The sequence below is a fragment of the Natroniella sp. ANB-PHB2 genome (assembly GCF_046097105.1).
GTDB lineage: Bacteria > Bacillota > Halanaerobiia > Halobacteroidales > Halobacteroidaceae > Natroniella.
Map to the genome: position 1 here is coordinate 450,599 of NZ_CP175562.1, position 21,099 is coordinate 471,697.

Annotated in this window: 21 protein-coding genes; 20 read left to right on the top strand and 1 reads right to left on the bottom strand. The window is 32.7% G+C overall.

Annotated features, from left to right (window positions below; translation table 11 throughout):
• The 11 genes from ACKF5P_RS02360 to ACKF5P_RS02410 all read left to right on the top strand — a co-directional run bounded on the left by ACKF5P_RS02360 (position 1) and on the right by ACKF5P_RS02410 (position 10,144).
• Entirely contained in the window at positions 1–768 is a 768-nt protein-coding gene (locus ACKF5P_RS02360) for a metal ABC transporter ATP-binding protein (RefSeq protein WP_408955892.1), read from the top strand.
• Positions 769–770: 2 nt separating this feature from the next.
• Positions 771–1,622, top strand: coding sequence for a metal ABC transporter permease (locus ACKF5P_RS02365; protein WP_408955893.1), 852 nt, complete (start codon positions 771–773; stop codon positions 1,620–1,622).
• 46 nt (positions 1,623–1,668) lie between these two features.
• A complete protein-coding gene (locus ACKF5P_RS02370) occupies positions 1,669–2,103 on the top strand; it encodes a Fur family transcriptional regulator (RefSeq protein WP_408955894.1) in 435 nt (144 codons plus the stop codon).
• Positions 2,104–2,298: 195 nt separating this feature from the next.
• A complete protein-coding gene (gene ablA / locus ACKF5P_RS02375; RefSeq protein ID WP_408955895.1) occupies positions 2,299–3,570 on the top strand; it encodes a lysine 2,3-aminomutase in 1,272 nt (423 codons plus the stop codon).
• Positions 3,551–4,411, top strand: a complete 861-nt coding sequence (ablB, locus tag ACKF5P_RS02380) for a putative beta-lysine N-acetyltransferase (protein ID WP_408955896.1) — start codon at positions 3,551–3,553, stop codon at positions 4,409–4,411. The genes ablA and ablB overlap by 20 nt, the downstream gene beginning before the upstream one ends.
• Positions 4,412–4,677: 266 nt before the next feature.
• The gene (locus tag ACKF5P_RS02385) at positions 4,678–5,883 is read left to right on the top strand and encodes an argininosuccinate synthase (RefSeq protein ID WP_408955897.1); all 1,206 of its coding nucleotides are present in this window, start codon (positions 4,678–4,680) and stop codon (positions 5,881–5,883) included.
• Positions 5,876–6,382: a GNAT family N-acetyltransferase gene (locus tag ACKF5P_RS02390; RefSeq protein ID WP_408955898.1), complete on the top strand. Its 507-nt coding sequence runs from the start codon at positions 5,876–5,878 to the stop codon at positions 6,380–6,382. The genes ACKF5P_RS02385 and ACKF5P_RS02390 overlap by 8 nt, the downstream gene beginning before the upstream one ends.
• A 15-nt stretch (positions 6,383–6,397) precedes the next feature.
• Entirely contained in the window at positions 6,398–7,774 is a 1,377-nt protein-coding gene (gene argH, locus ACKF5P_RS02395) for an argininosuccinate lyase (RefSeq protein ID WP_408955899.1), read from the top strand.
• Between the two features lie 210 nt (positions 7,775–7,984).
• Positions 7,985–8,284 (top strand): DUF2103 domain-containing protein, encoded by a 300-nt coding sequence (locus ACKF5P_RS02400; protein ID WP_408955900.1) that lies wholly within the window; start codon positions 7,985–7,987, stop codon positions 8,282–8,284.
• Between the two features lie 133 nt (positions 8,285–8,417).
• A complete protein-coding gene (locus tag ACKF5P_RS02405; protein WP_408955901.1) occupies positions 8,418–9,545 on the top strand; it encodes a LysM peptidoglycan-binding domain-containing protein in 1,128 nt (375 codons plus the stop codon).
• A 149-nt stretch (positions 9,546–9,694) separates the two neighbouring features.
• On the top strand, positions 9,695–10,144 hold the full coding sequence (locus tag ACKF5P_RS02410) for a hypothetical protein (RefSeq protein WP_408955902.1): 450 nt from the start codon (positions 9,695–9,697) through the stop codon (positions 10,142–10,144).
• 3 nt (positions 10,145–10,147) lie between these two features.
• Here ACKF5P_RS02410 and ACKF5P_RS02415 read toward each other — a convergent pair whose 3' ends face one another.
• Positions 10,148–10,321, bottom strand: a complete 174-nt coding sequence (locus ACKF5P_RS02415; RefSeq protein WP_408955903.1) for a hypothetical protein — start codon at positions 10,319–10,321, stop codon at positions 10,148–10,150.
• Positions 10,322–10,448: 127 nt separating this feature from the next.
• Between ACKF5P_RS02415 and ACKF5P_RS02420 the strand changes: the two genes are divergently transcribed.
• The 9 genes from ACKF5P_RS02420 to pnpS all read left to right on the top strand — a co-directional run bounded on the left by ACKF5P_RS02420 (position 10,449) and on the right by pnpS (position 20,986).
• Entirely contained in the window at positions 10,449–11,558 is a 1,110-nt protein-coding gene (locus ACKF5P_RS02420; protein WP_408955904.1) for a DUF362 domain-containing protein, read from the top strand.
• 210 nt (positions 11,559–11,768) lie between these two features.
• On the top strand, positions 11,769–13,094 hold the full coding sequence (gene rimO, locus ACKF5P_RS02425; RefSeq protein ID WP_408955905.1) for a 30S ribosomal protein S12 methylthiotransferase RimO: 1,326 nt from the start codon (positions 11,769–11,771) through the stop codon (positions 13,092–13,094).
• Entirely contained in the window at positions 13,094–13,636 is a 543-nt protein-coding gene (gene pgsA, locus ACKF5P_RS02430) for a CDP-diacylglycerol--glycerol-3-phosphate 3-phosphatidyltransferase (protein WP_408955906.1), read from the top strand. The genes rimO and pgsA overlap by 1 nt, the downstream gene beginning before the upstream one ends.
• Complete coding sequence (locus tag ACKF5P_RS02435) at positions 13,629–14,069, top strand: phosphatidylglycerophosphatase A (protein ID WP_408955907.1); 441 nt, start codon at positions 13,629–13,631, stop codon at positions 14,067–14,069. The genes pgsA and ACKF5P_RS02435 overlap by 8 nt, the downstream gene beginning before the upstream one ends.
• Before the next feature lie 57 nt (positions 14,070–14,126).
• Entirely contained in the window at positions 14,127–16,151 is a 2,025-nt protein-coding gene (gene ppk1 / locus ACKF5P_RS02440; RefSeq protein ID WP_408955908.1) for a polyphosphate kinase 1, read from the top strand.
• Between the two features lie 103 nt (positions 16,152–16,254).
• Positions 16,255–16,773 (top strand): hypothetical protein, encoded by a 519-nt coding sequence (locus ACKF5P_RS02445; RefSeq protein ID WP_408955909.1) that lies wholly within the window; start codon positions 16,255–16,257, stop codon positions 16,771–16,773.
• Positions 16,774–16,785: 12 nt separating this feature from the next.
• On the top strand, positions 16,786–18,282 hold the full coding sequence (locus ACKF5P_RS02450) for an AAA family ATPase (RefSeq protein WP_408955910.1): 1,497 nt from the start codon (positions 16,786–16,788) through the stop codon (positions 18,280–18,282).
• A 229-nt stretch (positions 18,283–18,511) separates the two neighbouring features.
• Entirely contained in the window at positions 18,512–19,207 is a 696-nt protein-coding gene (locus tag ACKF5P_RS02455) for a response regulator (RefSeq protein ID WP_408955911.1), read from the top strand.
• 12 nt (positions 19,208–19,219) lie between these two features.
• Entirely contained in the window at positions 19,220–20,986 is a 1,767-nt protein-coding gene (gene pnpS / locus ACKF5P_RS02460) for a two-component system histidine kinase PnpS (RefSeq protein WP_408955912.1), read from the top strand.
• The last annotated feature ends 113 nt before the right edge of the window (positions 20,987–21,099 follow it).

Sequence of the window (21,099 nt, forward strand, 5' to 3'; positions counted from 1 at the left end):
GTGGAGGAAAAAGTAATAGAGATTAATAATTTATCCTTTAAATATGATAATAAACTTATTTTAGATGATATTAGTCTAGAGGTCAATAAAGGTGATTTTATCGCCTTTATTGGCCCTAATGGTTCAGGGAAGAGTACTTTATTGAAGTTATTAGTAGGTATTTTAAATTTTAAACAGGGTGAGATTAAAATTTTAGGTCAGCCAATAAGTAGCTTTAATAATTGGACTAAAGTAGGATATATTTCTCAGAAGGCGCGAGAATTTAATAGTAGTTTTCCAGCTACTGTTAAAGAGATTGTAGGGGCCAACCTATATTCAAAGATGGGAATGTTCAAGTTTTTAACCAATAAATTAAACAAGGAGGTTGAACAAGCTTTAGAACTTGTTAATATGTTAGAATATAAGAATAGAATGGTTGGTGAGTTATCAGGGGGACAACAACAGAGGGTCTTTATTGCTAGAACCTTAGTCAATGATCCAGAAATAATCTTGTTAGATGAGCCGCTAGTAGGGGTTGATGCTCAAGCACAGGATGATTTTTATCAATTGCTTGCTCGATTAAATCGAAGGTTAGAGATTACAATAGTAATGATCTCCCATGATATTAATATGATAAGTAGTCAAGCTGATAAGATTGTCTGTTTTTCTGATCAAAAGCTTTATTCTCATCAAATGGAGGAGTTTGATTACCTTGCTTATCTTAATCAGATAAAAACAAATAATAGTATTTTAATTCCAGAGCATAATCATCAGGTGGTGAGTACTTAATAATGTTAGATATTTTTAGCTATTATTTTATGCAACGTGCTTTTATAGTTGGCAATATTATAGCTATTATTTGTCCATTGGTAGGGGTCTTTTTAGTTTTAAAAAGATTAGCATTGATTGGACATACTTTATCTCATGTAGCTTTAGCAGGAGTAGCTTTGGGAATGATTTTAGGCGTTTATCCCGTTTATACTGCTTTATTAGTTTCGATTTTAGCAGCTTTAGGGATTGAAAAATTAAGAAAAGATTATAAGGATTATGCTGAGTTATCCCTGTCAATAATTTTGGCTGGTGGTTTAGGAGTAGCTACTATATTAATCAGTTTAAGTAATAATAATTCTGGGGTCTTTAGTTATTTATTTGGTAGTATATCTTTAATAACAAGGCAGGATTTATTTATAGTAATTCCGCTGGGGGTATTGATTATTGGTACAATATCATTATTATACTATGGATTTTTCTTTTTAGCTTTTAATGAAGAAGATGCAAAGTTGGCTGGTGTTTCTGTTAGACTATTAAATCTGTTATTTATGGTTTTAGTTTCGATAACTATCTCTTTATCTATAAGGATTATTGGTAGTTTGCTGGTTTCTTCTTTGATTACTTTACCAGTAGCGACAAGTTTACAACTTGCTAAGAGCTTTAAACAGACTATTTTTTATAGTGTGGTATTCAGCATGTTGGCCCTTAATACAGGCCTTGTCAGCTCTTTTTATTATGATCTAGCACCAGGAGGCACTATTATTATTGTTAGTGTATTTTATTTGTTAGGAGTAATTGTATATAAAAATATTAAAAAGTTAATTTATCAGAGTAAAACTTCTAATTTAGAATTAGAAGTTAAGGATAATTAAAGCAAAACTTAATTAGTAAAATTGAAGAAATAAATGAGGGATTGAAATGGATGAGCTAATTTTATGGAAAGAAAAGTTAAAGGAGAAAGGAATTAGGTGGACCAAACAACGGTCTGCTCTTTTAAGAGTATTACTACAGATTGAAAGGCCCTTATCAGCTCAAGAAATATTTATTAAATTGAAAAAAGAAGGGGTTAACTTAAGATTATCAACTGTCTATCGAAACCTTAACTGTTTTAAATCTAATGGAGTTGTTAGAAATTTGAACTTTGATGAACAAAAAAATAAATTTGAGTTAATTAAAGGAGAGCATCACCATCATTTAATCTGTATTAATTGTGAGGAAATTAGGCCGCTGGATTGTCCCTTACAACAATTTGAAACTGAAGTAGATCAAGAAACAGATTATGCTATTTTAGAGCATAGAATGAAAATGTATGGGATCTGTCCTAATTGCCAAAAAAATAATAATGATTTATAGATATGTTAGAAGGGATGATAAAGCAAGATAACAACGAATCAATTCCATAAATTACTATTTGACATTCCCGCTTATGTTTGTTATTATTACTTTGAAATTTCCAGAATAAGGTTTTTGAGTGAGCGATCTGAGTTGCTTAGCTGTGCTAAGTGCTCAGTTTTTTTGTTATCAGCTAATTTTGGGAGGAGATAACAGATGGACCGTAATGAAATTAAGGAAGAATGGGCTTGTACTGAAGATGAATGGAATGATTGGCGTTGGCAATTAGAAAATAGGATTACAACTGTAGAAGAATTGAACAGTAGGTTTGATCTTTCTGAAACTGAAGCTAAGGAGATTAGAAAGGCAATTGAAATATTTCCTATGTCGATCACTCCTTATTATGCTTCACTGATCAATTTTGATAACAAAAATTGCCCGATTAAAAAACAAGCAATTCCAGATAAGTTGGAATTAGATAATTTTAATTATGAAATGGATGATCCATTATGTGAAGATGAACACTCTCCAGTTGATGGTTTAACCCATCGCTATCCTGACCGAGTTTTATTATTGATTACTAATGAATGTTCAATGTTTTGTCGCCATTGTACTCGAAAAAGAAAGGTTGGAGATGAGAAACAGCCGATTAATTTTTCTCAGATTGAGAAAGGGATTAATTATATTAGGAATAATCCTCAGGTTAGAGATGTCTTATTATCAGGTGGAGATCCGTTATTAGTTGATCTAGAGAAACTAAGAATAGTTATTAATAGGTTGAAGGAAATACCACATGTAGAGATAGTAAGAATTGGAAGTAGAGTTCCAGTAGTTCTACCACAGAGAATTGATGATTCCCTAGTAGAGATGCTACACGAAGTTGGCCCAGTCTGGATTAATACTCACTTTAATCATGAACAAGAGATAACTGCTGAATCTAAGCAGGCATTGGATAAGTTAGCTAATGCAGGAGTTCCTTTAGGTAATCAGACTGTCTTGCTACGGGATGTCAATGATTGTCCTGAAATAATTAAGAATTTGATGCATAAGCTGGTTAAAAATAGAGTTAGACCTTATTATATGTATCAGTGTGATTTGTCGCAAGGAATTGAACATTTTAGAACACCGGTAGCTAAAGGAATAGAGATTATGGAGCATTTGATTGGTCATACTTCTGGTATGGCAGTACCACGTTATGTAGTTGATGCTCCAGGTGGAGGCGGAAAAATACCAGTAACCCCTAATTATTTGTTATCTTCATCTAGTCGAAAAACTATTTTAAGAAACTTTGAGGGGACAATTACAGTTTATACTGAGCCAGAAGTCAGACCCCATAATTGTCCACCAGAATGTAATATTTGTGAGCAACCTTTTAATGGTCAAGATGAAGAGCAGAAAAAAGTGGGCTTAGAACGTTTGTTTGCTGAAGACGATGATGTGGTTAGCTTAAGGACAGGTGAAAGAAGCTATGCAAGTTATGATGGATAAGAAACAAGATGAATTAATTAATTTAAAGGGAGCTAATTATCAAGCTCAAATTAACCTTTCTTTCTTTAATAAGCGAATTGTGATTAAGAAGTATCGAGGGAGTAATTTGTCAGGCTTGGTTAAGGAATTAACAGCTATTGCTCATAGTAGAAATTTAACTAAGATTTGGGTTAAAGCTTATGCTAAAGACAAACAAGAATTAGAAAGCATTGGTTTTGAATCTGAAGCGGTTGTAAAATCATTTTATGGTTCAGAGGATGCAATTTTAATGGCTTTTTATTTAAGTGAAAATAGAAAAAAAAGCTATGATATAAATAAAAAGGAAGAGCTAGTAAGCAAAGTTAAATCTAGCGGGCAGGATAATGAACTTACTTTACCAGCGGGATATAATTTTAGATTAGCTACTGAGAATGATTTGACTCAATTGTCCAATTTATATGATGATGTTTTTACCAGTTATCCTTATCCAATCAAGAGGGAAGATTATTTAAATCAGATGAAGAAGAAAGGAACCATTTATGGAGTCATTAGTAAAGAAGGAAAGATAGTTTCAGCTGCAGCTGCCGAGACAGTAGTAGAATATAAGAATGCAGAGTTGACTGATTTTGCTACTTGTGTTGAGCATAGAGGTCAGGGGTTAGCAGGATATTTATTAAATAGATTAGAAGAGGAATTGAAGATAAATAATTATCAATCACTCTATACGATTGCTCGGGCCAACGTTTTTGGAATTAATAAGATTTTTAGTAGCACTAGTTATGAATATACAGGAAGATTGATTCAAAACTGTAATATTGCTGGTGGTTTTGAAGATATGAATGTCTGGAGTAAGGTGATTTGATATTTAAGGAGCAGCTTTGCTGCTCTTTTTTTGATTTTAGGCCCTTAATTGAATAAAAAATTAACTGAAGAGATATAATTAATGTTGAATTTGAGCAAAAATAAAGGTTGTTAATTAGAAAAGATTGAAGGATTAATTGATTTTATGCTGAATTAGGAAGGAGAAATTAAAATTAGTTGTTGAATTATTATTCATTAAAATGTATAATAATAAACAACAGTTGATTAGAAGTGTATAGCTTTAATATAAATCAAGGAGGAATTGAGATGAAAAAAGAGATTAATAAGATTGTTATGGCTTATTCAGGAGGATTGGATACTTCAGTTGCTATCAAATGGTTACAAGATAAATATGGTGTAGAAGTTGTTACTTATTCAGCAGATGTAGGGCAGAATGAACCTTTAGCACCGGTGAAAGAGAAAGCTTTAGAAACAGGGGCAGTTGCAGCTTATGTTGATGACTTAAAGGAAGAGTTTTTAACTGATTATGCATTTAAGGGATTAAAAGCAGGAGCAATCTATGAAGACAAGTACCCATTAACCACTGCTTATTCTCGACCTTTGATTGCTAAAAAAATGATTGAGGTAGCTAAAAAGGAAGGAGCAGATGCTGTAGCTCATGGATGTACTGGAAAGGGAAATGACCAGGTACGTTTTGATGTATCATTTCAAGCTTTAGCTCCAGGGATTGAGATTGTTGCTCCTTTAAGAAAATGGGAGTTTAATTCACGACCGGAACAGATTGAGTATGCAGAAAAGAAGGGAATTCCAGTAGGGGCTACTAAGGAGAGTCCTTATAGTATAGATCGAAATATGTTAGGGGTTAGTATTGAATGTGGAATCTTAGAAGACCCAGCTCAAGAACCACCAGAGGATGTTTATCAGATTACTACTGCTCCTGAGGATGCACCTGATAAGCCTGAATATGTAGAGCTTGAATTTAAGAATGGAGAACCAGTTGCTTTGAATGGAGAAGAGATGGATCCAGTAAGCTTAGTATTTGCTTTAAATGAAATTGCTACTAAGCATGGCGTGGGAAGAATTGATATGGTAGAGAATCGATTGGTAGGAATTAAATCTCGAGAAATTTATGAAGTGCCAGCTTATACAGTATTACAGGAAGCTCACAGCCAGTTAGAGGATTTAGTATTGGATAGAGAAACAGCTCACTATAAGCAAGCAGTAGCAGATAAATATTCTGAATTGGTTTATTATGGTCAGTGGTTCTCTCCACTTAGAGAAGCATTAGATGCTTTCGTTGATTATACACAACAATATGTTAATGGAACTATTAAAGTTAAGTTATATAAAGGTAGTTGTACGGTAGTTGGTAGAGAGTCTAATAATTCGTTATATCAAGAAAATCTAGCTACCTATGATAAGTCTGATACATTCAATCATGAATCGGCAATTGGATTTATTGAATTATTTGGGTTGCCATTAAAGGTTCATGGAAAGATCCATAATGAGTAAGTTGGCTTTAACCCCTCAAAATGTGGAGGGCAAAAAGGTTAAAATTAGAAAAGCTACCAGTCAAGATGTTAAATTAGTCTTTGATCTGACTAAGCGGATCTTTCAAGATTATAATGTACCTACTAATTCTTCGATTTCTCCTGCATTATTAGAGAAGAAAGAAGATGTTAAAGAAGATATTGAGACTAAAGAAGTCTTAGTTGCCATTTATAATAACGAACCAGTTGGCTCGGTTCGTTATCATTCTTTATCTGAAACTAAATTTTGTTTGAGTAGATTAGGAGTTTTAGCTGGATACCGGGGCCAAAAGATTGGTTCTAAGTTGGTTGCTACTGTTGAAAAGCAGGCTCAAGCTCAAGGTGGAGAAGAGATTATACTCCATTCTGCTTATAAGTTAAAGAAGTTATTAAAATTCTATCGAAACTTAGGCTATCAAATTAGTGGTTTACAGAATAAAAGTGATTATACTCGGGCAGTAATCAGTAAGAAGTTAATTTAAGAAAGGAGTAGTAATATGAAATTATGGGATGGAAGATTTTCTGAAAGTACTGATCAATTAGTAGAAAAATTCAATGCTTCGATTGGATTTGATTATAAATTATACCAATATGATATTCAAGGAAGTATTGCACATGCTAAAATGCTAGCTAAATGTGACATTATTTCAGTAGAAGATAAAGATCAGATAGTGGCAGGCTTAAAGGAGATTTTAGCTGAGATTGAAGCGGGTGACTTTGAATTTACAGTTGAGTTAGAAGACATTCATATGAATATTGAACGAAGGTTGATTGAGAAGATAGGAAAAGTAGGTGGAAAGCTACATACAGCTCGGAGTAGAAATGATCAGGTTGCATTAGATATTAGATTATATTTAAGAGATCAAATTGAGCAGGTTACAGAGCTGACTAAGAATTTACAACTAACATTATTGGAGTTAGCAGAAGATAATATTGAAATTATTATGCCGGGTTATACTCATCTGCAGCGAGCTCAACCGATTAGGTTGGCCCATCACTTGTTAGCTTACCAGCAAAAATTGAAACGTGACCAGCAGCGCTTAGCTGATTGTTATCAACGGGTTAATGTACTACCATTAGGCTCTGGAGCATTAGCTGGAACTAAATTTCCAATAGATCGAGATTATGTTGCTCAAGAATTAAACTTTTCTGAGGTTAGCCAAAATAGCTTAGATGCAGTCAGTGATCGAGACTTTATTATTGAGTTTTTAGGTATTGCTGCTACGGTAATGATGCATTTAAGCCGCTTAAGCGAAGAGTTGATTTTATGGTCATCTTCTGAATTTGAATTTGTGGAGATAGCTGATGCTTTCTGTACTGGTAGTAGTATCATGCCTCAAAAGAAGAATCCAGATATTCCTGAATTGATTAGAGGTAAGACTGGTAGGGTGTATGGACATTTAATGCAATTATTAACTACCATGAAAGGTCTACCATTAGCATATAATAAAGATATGCAAGAAGATAAAGAAGGTCTGTTTGATACTGTAGATACTTTAAAAATTAGCTTAGAAATCTTTGCTAGAATGCTAGCTAATACTAGCTTTAATCAACAACAGATGAAAGAAGCTACTGAGGGTGGTTTTGTTAATGCTACTGATGTTGCTGACTATTTAGTAGATAAAGGAGTGCCTTTTAGAGAAGCTCATGAAGTAGTAGGGAAGGCTGTTTTATACTGTATTGAGAATAATAAAAATTTATCAGATTTAGAATTAAGAGAATGGAATGATTTTTCTGGAGTATTTACAGGGGATATCTATGATGCTATTGCAATTGAGAACTGTGTAGATGCTAGAAATACGATCGGTGGGCCAGCACAACAAGAAGTTGAACGGGTAATTGCCCAGGAAAAAGATATAATAGGTAATGATTAAATAAATCTAAGTGGTTAAGTATTTTATTGCTAAATTAAAAAGGGGTTGGGACTTAAGTCTCAACCCCTTTTTTATCATTAACAAACTTTCAAAATCTTAAATTTTATGATAAAATATTTAGTAACCTTTTTTAAATAAAATGGATTAACCTTTGAATAATAACTTTTTTACAATATAATATAAATAAGGAGGTTAGAAAGGAGGAGTAAAATGAGCAAAGATAATAAGTATCGAGCTAATAAAATCAAAAGAGAGCATACAATCATAGAAGATATATTACCTTTGTTAGAAAATTTATCGAAGTTATCTATTGTTAAAAGCATTATCCCTGGTCGAATTAATCGGCGTGGTGGAAGTGGTATTCCTCCTCATTTAAAATTGAAGTATAATACACCCAGTGGAGTTAAGGTTTTAGCTAAAAATAGCTCTTCAATACAGGAAGTTTTTGTAGTAACAGATGAACCTGATCAAGCAATGAAGATGATGAAGGATCGAAAGCTTGTTAAATAGAGAATAATGGTATTGCTGATTTTTATTCGGTAATGCCATATTTATTTTAAAGGATATTTAATTAGAATCTAGAAGTAATAAAAGGAATAATATTTTAATTTCAATTTAAGATAGATGAGGGGGTGTCTTTATAGTGAAAAGAAATAAAAAAACTATAAGTATACTGTTGCTAATTTTTATTTTAATGATGACTAAGGTTGGTTTTACTCGGGATTTAGCTTTTGAAAATTATAAACAAGCAGTAATGGCTTTTGAAAGTCAGGATTGGCCCCAAGCTAAAAAACATTTAGACCAGGTTATTTTAAATGACTTATCATATTCAGATTATTTGGCGAAGTCAATTTATTTAAAGAGTCTATTGCTGGCAGCAGAGATTGAGCGGGATATAAAATTGAAGAATGCTTTTAAAGCTGGTGAAAAAGAGTTAGGTTTTGCTCAAAAAGAGCTGAGAGAAGAATTTAACGGGCAAGCAGATAATTATCAACGCCAGTCTAAAAGAAAAGTTGATACTTTACTTGGCTTAGCTAATTATTTAGCTGTTAATTTACCTCCTGTTGAAATTGATATTAATTTACCACATAATCGAAGAGGTTATGACCAGCAAGTTTTGGAACGGATTAAAAGTGGTGTAGTTGTAGCTGAAGAGAGCTTAAAAGAATTAGAAGAAAGAATGTTAATGCAGGGAATTTATGATTATTTAAATTTAACCCTAGGGACTAAAACGGATATTTTTAATAATAATTTTGTTATTAGAGCTGAAAAAGGGGATAGCTTATTTACTTTAGCTAGAAAATATGAGATTCCATTGCAGTTGTTAGTTAAGGCAAATAATCATCTTCAAAACCCAAATAAAATTTATCCTGAACAAAGAATTTATATTCCTCAAGTTGAGAATTACTACATAAATTATCCATCATATTTTTATTATTTATCTTATGTTAGCTATCAAGCTAACCAAAAAAGAAGAGAAGAGATTTCTGATTTGGTTGAAAAAGCTTATCAATTAACATCTAAAGATGGTGGGCCAAGGTTGGAAGAAGAGTCTAAAGGGCTGGTTGCTTTAATGAGGCTTGATGAATATGAAAAAAGAATAGCTGAAAAAAGAGAGACTATTGAAGAGATGGAAAGTAATTATCAATTTTTATTACAAGAGGTAGAGAAATTAAGAGTGAATTTAAACCAAGATGAAACAAAAGATGAGCAAGAAAGAGGTCAAAAAGAGTATGGTTCTGATCCTACCCAAGAACCATTAGATTATTAAATGAGGTTTAGAACCCCTCATTTTATTAATTGAGTAAGCTAAGTTAAGTTTTGTTATGATAGTTCATAATATATAAATCAGTTTATCTATTAAATAAAAAAGTTATCCGAGGAATTCTTTCCTCGGATTTTGAAATAAGGGGGAGAATTATGAATCAGTATATAGGTTTTTTATCTATAGTATATATTATAGCTATTATTGTTAAATTAAAGGATAATACTAAAAGTTTTGAAAGTTATATTGCTGAATATGAAGATATAAAGTCTCAATTAAAGTTGGTGGGAAAACAGAAGAATCCTTTCTTAATGTTAAAGTTTGTAAACTTCATATTTTATTTATTCTTAATTCTATATTATATAGCTAATTCGATTTTATTTGAAAATTACTTACTGCTACAAATTTTAAGTTATGGACTGATTTTAATATGTCTCTTCAAGTTGGGTCAAAAATTGGTGATAAGTTCTGTTGATGACTTTGAAGCAAGAATTAAATACGATAGGGAAGATTATAATAAAAAGCAAAGGTTAAAGTTAATTTTAGGATTATTTGAGTTTGCATATGCTTTTAATGCTCTATCATTCCTCAGCTTGTACTATTAGGTTTTACTTTAGTTTTTCATTGAATTCCTTTGTGTTAACAATAGCTTTGAGTAAATTGATAACGCCATCTAATTCATCTTCTTTAATATATCTAACATCTTTAGCATCTTTACTTTGAATTCTTTTGAGATCTGTTACTATCTGCTTTAGGCCATTTAAGTTTGTATAATCTAGCATATTAATTATCCTCCTTAGTGATGAATTCATTTATATTATTTGTTAAGATTATATTAATGATGTTAGTAAAAATAGTTATTCATTTATAATATTTGTATTATAACTAAAAATAATGGAGGGGAAAATAATGAAAAGTGATGTTTACTTCTGTAATTTACGGGCTAACAATAAAAAGAGCAGCTTAGTTAATAAGCTAACTAGATTATTTGAAGAGGCTGGATTTGATCAATTAATAGCTAAGGATGATTTATTTGGCGTAAAACTTCATTTTGGCGAATTAGGAAATAATTCTTTTATCAGACCAATTTTTGTCAGGAGGATTGTGGAAAGAATCAAAAAAGTAGCTGGGAAACCTTTTTTAACAGATGCTAATACTTTATATTCGGGAGCAAGGGCCAATTCTGTTGATCACCTAAATACAGCAATAGCTAATGGGTTTGGTTATTCTACAATTCTAGCACCTTTGATTATTGCTGATGGATTAAATGGGAAGAATTTTTCGGAGATAGAAATAGATGGTGAGCATTTTAGTTCAGTTAAGATTGGTAGTGAAATTGTACAAGCAGATGGCATGATCAGCTTGGCCCATTTTAAAGGTCACGAACTAACAGGATTTGGTGGAGCGATCAAGAATGTAGGAATGGGTCTAGGTAGTAGAAGTGGAAAGCAGATGATGCATGCGGCTGTGGAACCAGAGATTGCTAGTGAAGAGTGTATTATTTGTGGTAAATGTAAAGAATGGTGTTCTCAGGAGGCCTTTGTAATTAATGAGGTCAGTGAAATAGATTTGGAGAAATGTATAGGTTGTGGAGAATGCGTAGTAACTTGTCCTACCGATGCTATTTCAGTACAGTGGGATGATGCTCCAGTTGCTGTCCAAGAAAGAATGGCAGAGTTTACTTTAGGAGTGGTAAAAGGTAAAGAGGAGAAAGTGGGATATATAAATTTTGTGCTCGATATTTCACCAGATTGTGATTGTTGTGGTTGGACCGATCAACCGATTGTCAATGATGTTGGGATTTTAGCTGCTAAAGATCCAGTAGCAATTGATCAAGCATCTGCTGATCTTGTAAATCAACAACAGGGTAATCAAGATAGTGCACTGGTAAATAATTTTGCTCCTGGAGAGGATAAATTTAGAGGGGTTCATCCTAAAGTAGATTGGGAAGCACAGTTAAGGCATGGAGAGAAGATAGGTTTAGGAAATAGAGAGTATAATTTGATTGAAATTGATTAATGTTAAATCAAACTAAATTTGGATTGTCCAGCAAAATTGTTTTGAATTAAGGGGATAAATAGTATATAATAGGTCTAGATAAAGACAGCAAGTTAACTTGCTGTCTTTAATTTATAGATTTGAGCTGAAATTAGCTAGAGTAGTATTATAAATTTAACTTAGATAGTTATAATAATAATTGATGTAAGCTTAGAAGGAGTGGAGTTAGAAATGATCAAGGTAGGTTTATTAAGTTTAGGCTGTTCAAAAAATCAAGTCGATTCCGAGATTATGTTGGGTTTAATTGGTGAAGCAGGATATCAAATCGTAGACAATTATAATAATTCAGATGTACTGATTGTCAATACTTGTGGATTTATTGATGATGCTAAAGAGGAGTCAATTAATTCAATTTTAGAATTGGCCCAGTATAAGCAAGAGGGTGCTTGTGAATTATTAATAGTAACAGGGTGTTTGGCCCAGAGATATAGCCGAGATTTAGAGGAGCAGATTCCAGAGGTTGATGCTATTTTGGGAACAGGAAATTTTGATCAAATTGTAGATGTAATTGAGGAAAGTTTAGAAGGAGTAAGGAAGGTAGAAGTTGAAAATCCTGATTTTGATTATGATCGCTATTTGCCTAAAAGTAATTTAAGTCCTAATTATACTGCTTATTTGAAGATAGCAGAAGGGTGTAATAATTGCTGCTCATATTGTGTAATTCCTCAATTGAGAGGACCTTTAAGGAGTAGATCAATTGATACCATTGTTAATGAGGCACAAAAGTTGGCCCAGCAAGGGGTTAAAGAAATCAATATTATTGCTCAAGATATTACTCAGTATGGAATTGATTTATATGGTGAATCTAAGTTGATTGAGTTATTAAAAGAATTAGTTCAGGTGGAAGGTATTAAGTGGTTTAGATTATTATATGCTTATCCTAGTCATTTAACCGATGAATTAATTGAATTAATAGCTGCTGAGGATAAAATCTGTAATTATCTTGATTTACCAGTTCAACATGCTGATACTGAAATTAGAGAAAAGATGAATCGAACTGGTAGTAAAGAGGATATTTTAGCTGTAATTAAAAAATTACGGGCCAAAATACCAGGTATCTCTCTAAGAACCTCTTTGATTGTAGGTTTTCCTGGGGAGACAGAAGCAGAATTTAAAAATTTAGTTAATTTTGTTACAGAAGCAGAATTTGATCGATTAGGTGTCTTTACTTATTCTCAAGAAGAAGGAACTCCAGCTGCTAAAATGGATGGACAAATTCCAGAAGAAATAAAAGAAGAAAGATATGAAGAGGTTATGAAATTACAACAGGAGATTTCTTATCAACGCAATCAAGAGTGGATTGGAAAGCAGGTGACTCTTTTAGTAGAAGAGATTCAAGCTGAAGAATCACCATTAGTGATTGGTAGGACTGAACGAGATGCACCAGAAATTGATGGAGTTGTATATGTCAAAGGTTCAACTGCAGAAGTTGGAGAGTTGATTGAGGTTGAAATTGTTGATGCCTATGAATACGATTTAATGGGAGTGGAGGTTTAATGAAGTTAAATTTACCCAATAAATTAACACTGCTTAGGATCTTATTGGTTCCGATCTTTATGGCCTTCTTATTATTTCGCTTTGAAGGCTATCAAACATATGGAAGATACATTGCTGTGGGGGTCTTTATAATAGCTGCGATTACCGATGGAGTAGATGGTTATATTGCTCGCAAAAGAGGGTTGGTTACTAAGTTAGGAAAGTTTATTGATCCTTTGGCTGATAAATTATTGATTTCGGCTGCTTTAATCGCTTTAGTTGATTTAGGGGATATTACGGCTTGGCCCGCAATTATTATCATTGGACGTGAATTTGCAGTGACTGGATTGCGAATATTAGCGGCTTCAGAGGGCGTTGTAATTGCTGCTAGTAATTTAGGGAAGTATAAAACCAATGCTCAGATCTTTGCAGTAATTGCAATTATTATACAGTTGCCTTATGCTAACTTACTATTATGGATTGCAGTAATCTTAACTATTATTTCTGGCTTAGATTATTTAGTAAAATCTAAAGAACTAATTAAGGATGATGATTATGAATAAAATAATTACGTTATTAGCAACAGGATTTAATAGTGGTTTCAGTCCAGTAGCTCCAGGGACAGTTGGGACTGTGGTAGGACTAGTTTTAACTTGGTTGTGGTTAGGACTTGGTTTTGAAATCAATTTTCCTTTAGTCTTTATTTTAATTATAGTAGGTACTTATCTTGCTGATAGTGCTGAGAAATTTTTTGGAGAAAAGGATGCCCAACAGATTGTGATTGATGAGATTGTTGGATTTGTAATTGCAATCTATGGTTTAGGGAGTAATATGTTGGTTCCTGCATTTATTTTATTTAGATTATTTGATATTTTGAAACCACCTCCTATTGATAAGTTTCAAGAATTAGAGGGTGGAGTTGGAGTTATGATTGATGATGTTTTAGCTGGGATCATGGCTAATTTATTATTGAGGTTAATTTTATTCTTTGTCTAAGAGTACAGCTTTTGGTTGTACTCTTTTTTTAGTGAATAAAAAAAGAGGATGATCTAGATGGATTATAAAGATAGTAAATACTATGAGAGCAAGCAACTCAGTTGGATTAAATTTAACAGCAGAGTATTAGAAGAGGCTCAAGATGAATCTAACCCATTGTTAGAACGGGCCAAATTTTTAGCAATAACTGCTTCTAATTTAGATGAGTTTATAATGGTTCGAATAGCAAGGTTGAAAAAGAAAGTTGACTCAGGATTTGATAAACAAGATAAAGCAGGATATACTTCATACCAATTATTATCAGAATTGGTAACTAGAGTTCATAGTTTAGTTGCTAAGCAGTATAATTGTTTTATTGAAATTTTGACTAATTTAGAAAAAGAAGGTGTTTTTTTTACTAAAGTTGAAGATTTGACAGAGAAACAAAGATTATTTTTGGAGGGATATTTTACAGAAAGTATCTACCCACTTTTAACGCCACTAACAATCACCCAATTTGATTCTTTTCCGTTGTTATCAAATAAAAGTTTATACTTAGGAGTACGGTTAACTAAAAACAATAAACAACTTTTTTCTATAATCAAGATACCAGATGCTCTATCTAGAACTGTTGAACTTCCTACTGCTGATGAAAAGAAAAAAGAATTTATTTTTATAGAAGAAGTAATAAAAGAGTACTTAGAAATATTCTATCTTAATTATCAGATTGAGGTTGTAAATACTTTTCGAATTACCAGAAATGCTGATATTGATATTAATGAAAAAGCTCAAGATATATTGCTAGAGATGGAAAGCTATTTGAAAAAAAGAAGAAGAGCTCTTCCAGTACGATTAGAGGTTGAAAAAAACATAGATGAGCAATTAAAATATTTTTTATTGACATTTTTAGAGCTGAGTGAGAGTGATATTTATGAATCAGCCGGGCCAGTTGACTTGACATTTTTGCTGGAGTTTAGTCAACTAGATGGATATGACCAGTTAAGATTTGAACCATTAGTACCTCAGTCTGCTCAAGATTTTAATGATTATGATAATATCTTTGCTCAAATTAAAGAAAGAGATAGATTGGTCTATCATCCCTATGAGTCTTTTGAATCAGTGATTGAGTTGGTTCAACAAGCTGCAATCGATCCTAAAGTAGTAGCAATTAAGCAGACAATTTATAGGGTTAGTAAAGACTCTCCAATTGTTGAAGCTTTGCTTAAGGCAGTAAAAAATGGTAAACAAGTTACTGTATTTGTAGAGTTAAAAGCAAGGTTTGATGAAGAAAATAATATTGACTTGGTTAAAAAGCTAGATCAAGCAGGCTGCCACGTTCTGTATGGTTTGGCTGGATTAAAAGTACATGCTAAAGTATTATTAGTTGTTAGAGCAGAAATTGAAGGAATTAAGCGGTATGTCCATTTGGGTACGGGAAATTATAATGATCAGACTGCTAAGGTATATACAGATCTTAGCATGTTTACTGCTAAAGAGGATTTTGGTGCAGATATTTCAGAGTTATTTAATTTATTAATAGATTCTTCAAAGTTACCTAGTTGGAGGAAGATAATAGTAGCCCCATTCAATCTGCGGAAGAATTTTATCAAATTAATTAGAAATGAAACTGAGCAAGTTAAACTAGGTAAAGAAGGGCGAATTATTGCTAAGATGAATGCTTTAGTTGATCAAAAGATTATTAAAGAATTGTATCGCGCTTCAGCAGCAGGAGTTAAGATTCATTTAATCGTCAGAGGGATTTGCTGTTTATATCCTGGACGTAATAATTTAAGCGAAAATATAAAAGTAATTAGTATTGTAGGTAGATTTTTAGAACATAGTCGCATCTTTTATTTTGAGAATGGAGGAGAGGTGAAACTCTTTTTAGCTAGTGCTGATTGGAGGCCACGTAATTTAAACCGAAGAGTAGAAGTTTTATTTCCAGTTGAGGAAGAAAAATTAAAGAAAAGAATTATTAATAGTTTAGAAATATTTTTAAGTGATACAGTTAAAGCTCGCAAGAAGCAGCCAAATGGAAGTTATCAACGGGTTAAATCAAAAAAGAGAAAACTAGAGGCACAACAGACCTTCCCCCTTCCATAAATTACATCTTTCTTCTATTAGAAGGAAACCAATATTTATGTTATAATATCTTGTGTCAGAAGAAACTGATAATAGTTATTATTTAAAGGGAGGGGGAAAGAGGATGAAACAGATTAATTTTAAATTATTAGTTGGTGTCTTAATTGTTTCATTGGCTGTCTTTTTTCTGGGAAATTATTTGTTAAATAATTATCGTTTGAATCGTAATTTAACTGACCAATTGGTGGAAATTGATGGGGTAGAAAATGTTGAAATCAATAAAAGCAATTCTCAATATAGATTGGAGATATTGTTAAATCAAGAGGTAGAAGACTTGAAATCAACTTTTAATCAGCTTAAGGATAAAGTTGATGATACTTTTGAAGAACGAGAGTATGAAATAGAATTAAAAGTAAATTCCACAGAGATGCTTGAGCAGGTAAGTAAAGTAGTCGATTTGGCTCTATATGAAGCAATAACAACGGGTGAATTTGTTAAGTTAGCAGAGCGGATTGAGGAGTATAGAGAACAATATGAGTTAGAAGAAGCAATGATTCAGGTTGATAATGAGCATATTTATTTAACTTTAGAAGATGAAGCAGTTTTTTATAAAGTGGTAGAGCGAGAGGCAAAAAATGATTAGGAGGTGACAGAGATGGTTAAAGAATTCAGTTTAGGGATTGGAATAGCAATTGTTATCTTTTTAGCTGTACAAGGGATTAACTTATTTCCCTTTGTCTTTTTAGGTGGAATAGGATATTACTTTTTTAAAACTATCGGTAAAGAAGAGTTGGGAAATAAGTTTTCAATAACAGGTGGTAGTAATGATCAGTCAAATGTGCCTCAAGTAGATTTTGCAGATATCGGGGGACAAGAGACAGCTAAAAATGAATTATTGGAAGCATTAGAATTTGTTAAGAGTAAAGAAGAGATTAAGAAGTTAGGAATTAGACCGTTAAAGGGTTTATTGTTGAGTGGGCCACCGGGAACTGGAAAAACATTAATGGCTAAAGCAGCAGCTAATTATATTGAGTCTGTCTTTATTTCTACATCCGGAAGTGAGTTTATTGAGATGTATGCTGGTGTAGGGGCCAAGCGGGTGAGAAAAATATTTAAAGAAGCCCGAGATAAGGCAAAGAAAGCAGAGAAGAATAATGCAATCATCTTTATTGATGAGATCGATATTTTGGGTGGTAAAAGGGGTCAAAATAGTAGTCATATGGAGTATGATCAGACTTTAAATCAATTATTGGTTGAACTTGATGGAATCTCGGTAGATGATCAAGTCAACATCTTGGTTATTGGAGCTACTAATAGAATGGATATTTTAGATAAGGCTCTATTACGACCTGGTCGATTTGATCGAATCGTAAAGGTTGATCTACCTGATAAAGAGGGAAGAGAGCATATTCTAAAGATTCATACTAAAAATAAACCTGTAATTGCTGATGTTAGTCTAGAGCAACTTGCTAAAGAGACATTCCGTTTTTCAGGGGCTCAGTTAGAGAATTTGACCAATGAAGCTGCGATTATGGCAATGAGAGAAGAAGCGGAAGAGATTGAGATGAAGCACTTTAAGGAAGCAATTGATAAAGTAATGATGGGAGAAAAACTTAATCGTCGTCCTAATGAAGAAGAGTTGAAACGGGTTGCTTATCATGAGACTGGACATGCTCTGTTAGGAGAAGTAGTTAATCCTAATTCTGTTTCTAATATTACGATTACGTCACGAGGAAAGGCTTTAGGATATGTTAGACATAATCCTGAAGATGACTATTATTTGCAGACAGTTGATTATTTAAAGGATCAAATTGCAGTTTTAATTGCAGGTTCTTTAGTGGAAGAAGAGATTTTAGGAAATCGAAGTACAGGTGCAGCAAATGACTTCAAAAAAGCGATGGAGTTGGCTAAGCGGATTGTATTTTCTGGAATGTCTAAGTTGGGTGTAGTAAGTAAGGATACTGTTCCGCAAAAGCTACTGTATGATACGATGAGTGAGATTATTGCTGAACAAGAGAAAAGAGTTACAGCAGAAATTTTGCCTAAGCAAGAGTTTATTGCTGAGGTTGTTGAAGATTTACTAGTTCAAGAGAGTATTAGTGGAGAAGAGTTTAGAGTAAGATTGAAAACTGAACAGGAAGTAGTAGCATAAACAGACTAACTTGCAAAAGTTGGTCTGTTCTTTTACATACAATAATGTGTCAGTTATGTGTGGGAGTATGAGTCAGGTTAAAACCATAAGGTCTAAGGTTTTGCTTTTACTCACACAGACACTAAATATCAATAAGGTTAGATTTTAGAACAAGAATTGATTATAATAAAGGTGAAAAGAGAGAATAGTTAACACTAGAACTATTGAATAATTATAAGTAGGTGATATTATGTCAAGTAAGGTTTTGGTCGTTGATGATGAGGAGAATATAGTCGAATTAATCAAATTTAACTTAGAACAAGAAGGCTATCAAGTACTAACTGCTTATGATGGGGTTGAAGCATTAGAGAGGGTTAAAGAAAAAGAATTTGATTTAGTAGTTTTAGACCTAATGTTGCCACAGATTGATGGATTTGAAGTCTGCCGACAGATTAGAACTGATAATAAGTTGAAGAGATTACCAATTATTATGTTATCAGCTAAAGGGGAAGAGGTAGATAAGATATTGGGATTGGAATTGGGGGCTGATGATTATGTAACTAAGCCTTTTAGCCCTCGAGAGTTGCTTGCTAGGGTTAAAGCGGTCTTGCGTCGAAGTAGCAGTATTGCAGAGTTGGATAATAAATTAATAGAAGAAGGTGAAATTACGGTTGATTTAGAGAAATATCAGGTTGGGATCAAGGGCCAAGAGCTTAATTTGACCCCTAAAGAATTTGCAGTATTATCAATTTTAATTGGTTATCCTGGACAAGTTTTTTCTAGGAATTATTTGTTAGAAGAAATTTGGGGTTATGGTTACCATGGTGATACAAGAACAGTCGATGTTCATATTAGAAGATTGAGAAAGAAGATTGCTCAGTATAGTAAACAAGAATATATCTTAACAGTTAGAGGTTTTGGGTATAAGTTCAAGGAACTAAAGTAAGGAGCTAGCGATATGTTACGAAAAATTTCTAGTATTAAAAGTAAGATTGTAATCTTATATTTAATTTTATTAATATTAACTATGTCATTTGCAGGTTATTATTTACAGTATTCTTTACAAAATTACTTTTCTCAGTGGATGGAACAAGAAGTGATCAAGAAGATGAATTTAGTTGCTGATGTTACCAACCCTTTACTTAAAGAAGAAGATTTAACTTCTTTGAATAATACAATTAATAATTTTGGGGATAAATTAGAAACTAGATTTACCATTATTAATTTAGAAGGAGTACCTCTAGCAGATTCTAAAGAAGAACCTGAAAAGATGGAAAATCATTTACAACGCCCTGAAGTACAGATGGTATTTGAAGGAAAGGTTGGTAGAGCAGAACGTTATAGTTCGACATTAGATGCTGAAATGAGATATGTAGCATTGCCAATTATCAAAGATGGAGAGATGATTGGGATAGTACGGGGGGCTATGAAGCTTGATGACTTAAAAAAACTTTTTTGGGGAATCTGGAATGTTTTATTACGAGCTGGAGTAGTAGTAATTATTATTTCAATGTTGTTATCATTAAAAATGACTGAAAAGCTCACAACCCCAATCGAAAGAATAACTTCAGCTGCCCAAAAGATAGCCAATGGGTTTTTAGATCATAAATTGGTGATTAGAACTAAAGATGAAATAGGTCAGTTAGCAGAAATGTTTAATTATATGGTTAGTCGGGTTAAAGAGAAGATTGAGGAGCTATCAGCAGAGAAGAATAAAATTGAAGCTATAGTAACCAGTATTGCTGATGGGGTAATTGCAGTTAATATTCAAGAAGAAGTTATCTTATTTAACCCTGCTGCTGAAGATACCTTTGGGGTTAAAGAACAAGAGGTAATCGGAAAGTCGATTATTCAGATTACTAAAACTTATAAATTAGATGAGTTGATTGAAAAGACATTACAGCAAGCAGAGGTCTTAACAGAAGAAGTAGAGATTTTATTACCAGAAAAAAGAATTTTCAGAATTCAAGTAGCTCCTATTAAAGGCAATCAAGAGGTTAGAGGTGCTGTTGCTGTTTTGAGGGATATTACTGAAATAAGGCGATTAGAGAGAATGAGAAAGGACTTTGTCAGTAATGTTTCTCATGAATTAAAGACACCTTTGACTTCGATTAAAGGTTATGTAGAAACGTTAATAGATAGCAAGCTAGATTATGAAACTGCTCAGTACTTTTTAAGAATTATCAATGATGAGGCGAATCGTTTAGAAAGGTTGATCATAAATTTATTAGATCTATCTAAAATAGAATCTGAATCTAATTTAGGGGGTAGCCAAAAGGTTGATTTAGTAGAGGTAATTAGAGATGCTAGTTCTTTATTGAAGAATAAGGCTGAAGAGAAAGAGATAGATTTAAAACTTTGTTTACCTCTTGAATCTACTATAATTAAAGGTGATCAAGATCAATTAGCAAGATTGATGATTAATTTAATTGATAATGCTATTAAGTATACCCTGCAAGGGGGTAAAGTTAAAGTAGCTCTTTATTTGGAAAATGATGAAATTATATTAAAAGTTGAAGATAATGGAATTGGAATACCTAAGGAGGATTTAGAGCGGATTTTTGAACGTTTTTATCGAGTTGATAAGGCAAGAACAAGAAAGCAAGGTGGTACAGGATTGGGTTTATCGATTGTGAAGCATATTGTGAGGCAGTATAATGGTGAGATTGATGTTGAAAGTAAGTTAGAGCAGGGGACGAAGTTTATCATTAGCTTACCGATATAATTTTTGAAATGAAGATTAATTTTTAGTAAAAAGCACTCTTGTTTAAGGGTGCTTTTTAGTTTTTTAATAGTTTTTAACAGAATGTTAACATTAACTTAATCTAATTGTAAAAA

What these genes read in the sequence shown, in the direction of transcription:
- ACKF5P_RS02365 (WP_408955893.1), top strand. Translation starts at nt 771, where the DNA reads ATGTTAGATATTTTTAGCTATTATTTTATGCAACGTGCTTTTATAGTT.
- ACKF5P_RS02370 (WP_408955894.1), top strand. Translation starts at nt 1,669, where the DNA reads ATGGATGAGCTAATTTTATGGAAAGAAAAGTTAAAGGAGAAAGGAATT.
- ablA (WP_408955895.1), top strand. Translation starts at nt 2,299, where the DNA reads ATGGACCGTAATGAAATTAAGGAAGAATGGGCTTGTACTGAAGATGAA.
- ablB (WP_408955896.1), top strand. Translation starts at nt 3,551, where the DNA reads ATGCAAGTTATGATGGATAAGAAACAAGATGAATTAATTAATTTAAAG.
- ACKF5P_RS02385 (WP_408955897.1), top strand. Translation starts at nt 4,678, where the DNA reads ATGAAAAAAGAGATTAATAAGATTGTTATGGCTTATTCAGGAGGATTG.
- ACKF5P_RS02390 (WP_408955898.1), top strand. Translation starts at nt 5,876, where the DNA reads ATGAGTAAGTTGGCTTTAACCCCTCAAAATGTGGAGGGCAAAAAGGTT.
- argH (WP_408955899.1), top strand. Translation starts at nt 6,398, where the DNA reads ATGAAATTATGGGATGGAAGATTTTCTGAAAGTACTGATCAATTAGTA.
- ACKF5P_RS02400 (WP_408955900.1), top strand. Translation starts at nt 7,985, where the DNA reads ATGAGCAAAGATAATAAGTATCGAGCTAATAAAATCAAAAGAGAGCAT.
- ACKF5P_RS02410 (WP_408955902.1), top strand. Translation starts at nt 9,695, where the DNA reads ATGAATCAGTATATAGGTTTTTTATCTATAGTATATATTATAGCTATT.
- ACKF5P_RS02415 (WP_408955903.1), bottom strand. Translation starts at nt 10,321, where the DNA reads ATGCTAGATTATACAAACTTAAATGGCCTAAAGCAGATAGTAACAGAT.
- ACKF5P_RS02420 (WP_408955904.1), top strand. Translation starts at nt 10,449, where the DNA reads ATGAAAAGTGATGTTTACTTCTGTAATTTACGGGCTAACAATAAAAAG.
- rimO (WP_408955905.1), top strand. Translation starts at nt 11,769, where the DNA reads ATGATCAAGGTAGGTTTATTAAGTTTAGGCTGTTCAAAAAATCAAGTC.
- pgsA (WP_408955906.1), top strand. Translation starts at nt 13,094, where the DNA reads ATGAAGTTAAATTTACCCAATAAATTAACACTGCTTAGGATCTTATTG.
- ACKF5P_RS02435 (WP_408955907.1), top strand. Translation starts at nt 13,629, where the DNA reads ATGAATAAAATAATTACGTTATTAGCAACAGGATTTAATAGTGGTTTC.
- ppk1 (WP_408955908.1), top strand. Translation starts at nt 14,127, where the DNA reads ATGGATTATAAAGATAGTAAATACTATGAGAGCAAGCAACTCAGTTGG.
- ACKF5P_RS02445 (WP_408955909.1), top strand. Translation starts at nt 16,255, where the DNA reads ATGAAACAGATTAATTTTAAATTATTAGTTGGTGTCTTAATTGTTTCA.
- ACKF5P_RS02450 (WP_408955910.1), top strand. Translation starts at nt 16,786, where the DNA reads ATGGTTAAAGAATTCAGTTTAGGGATTGGAATAGCAATTGTTATCTTT.
- ACKF5P_RS02455 (WP_408955911.1), top strand. Translation starts at nt 18,512, where the DNA reads ATGTCAAGTAAGGTTTTGGTCGTTGATGATGAGGAGAATATAGTCGAA.
- pnpS (WP_408955912.1), top strand. Translation starts at nt 19,220, where the DNA reads ATGTTACGAAAAATTTCTAGTATTAAAAGTAAGATTGTAATCTTATAT.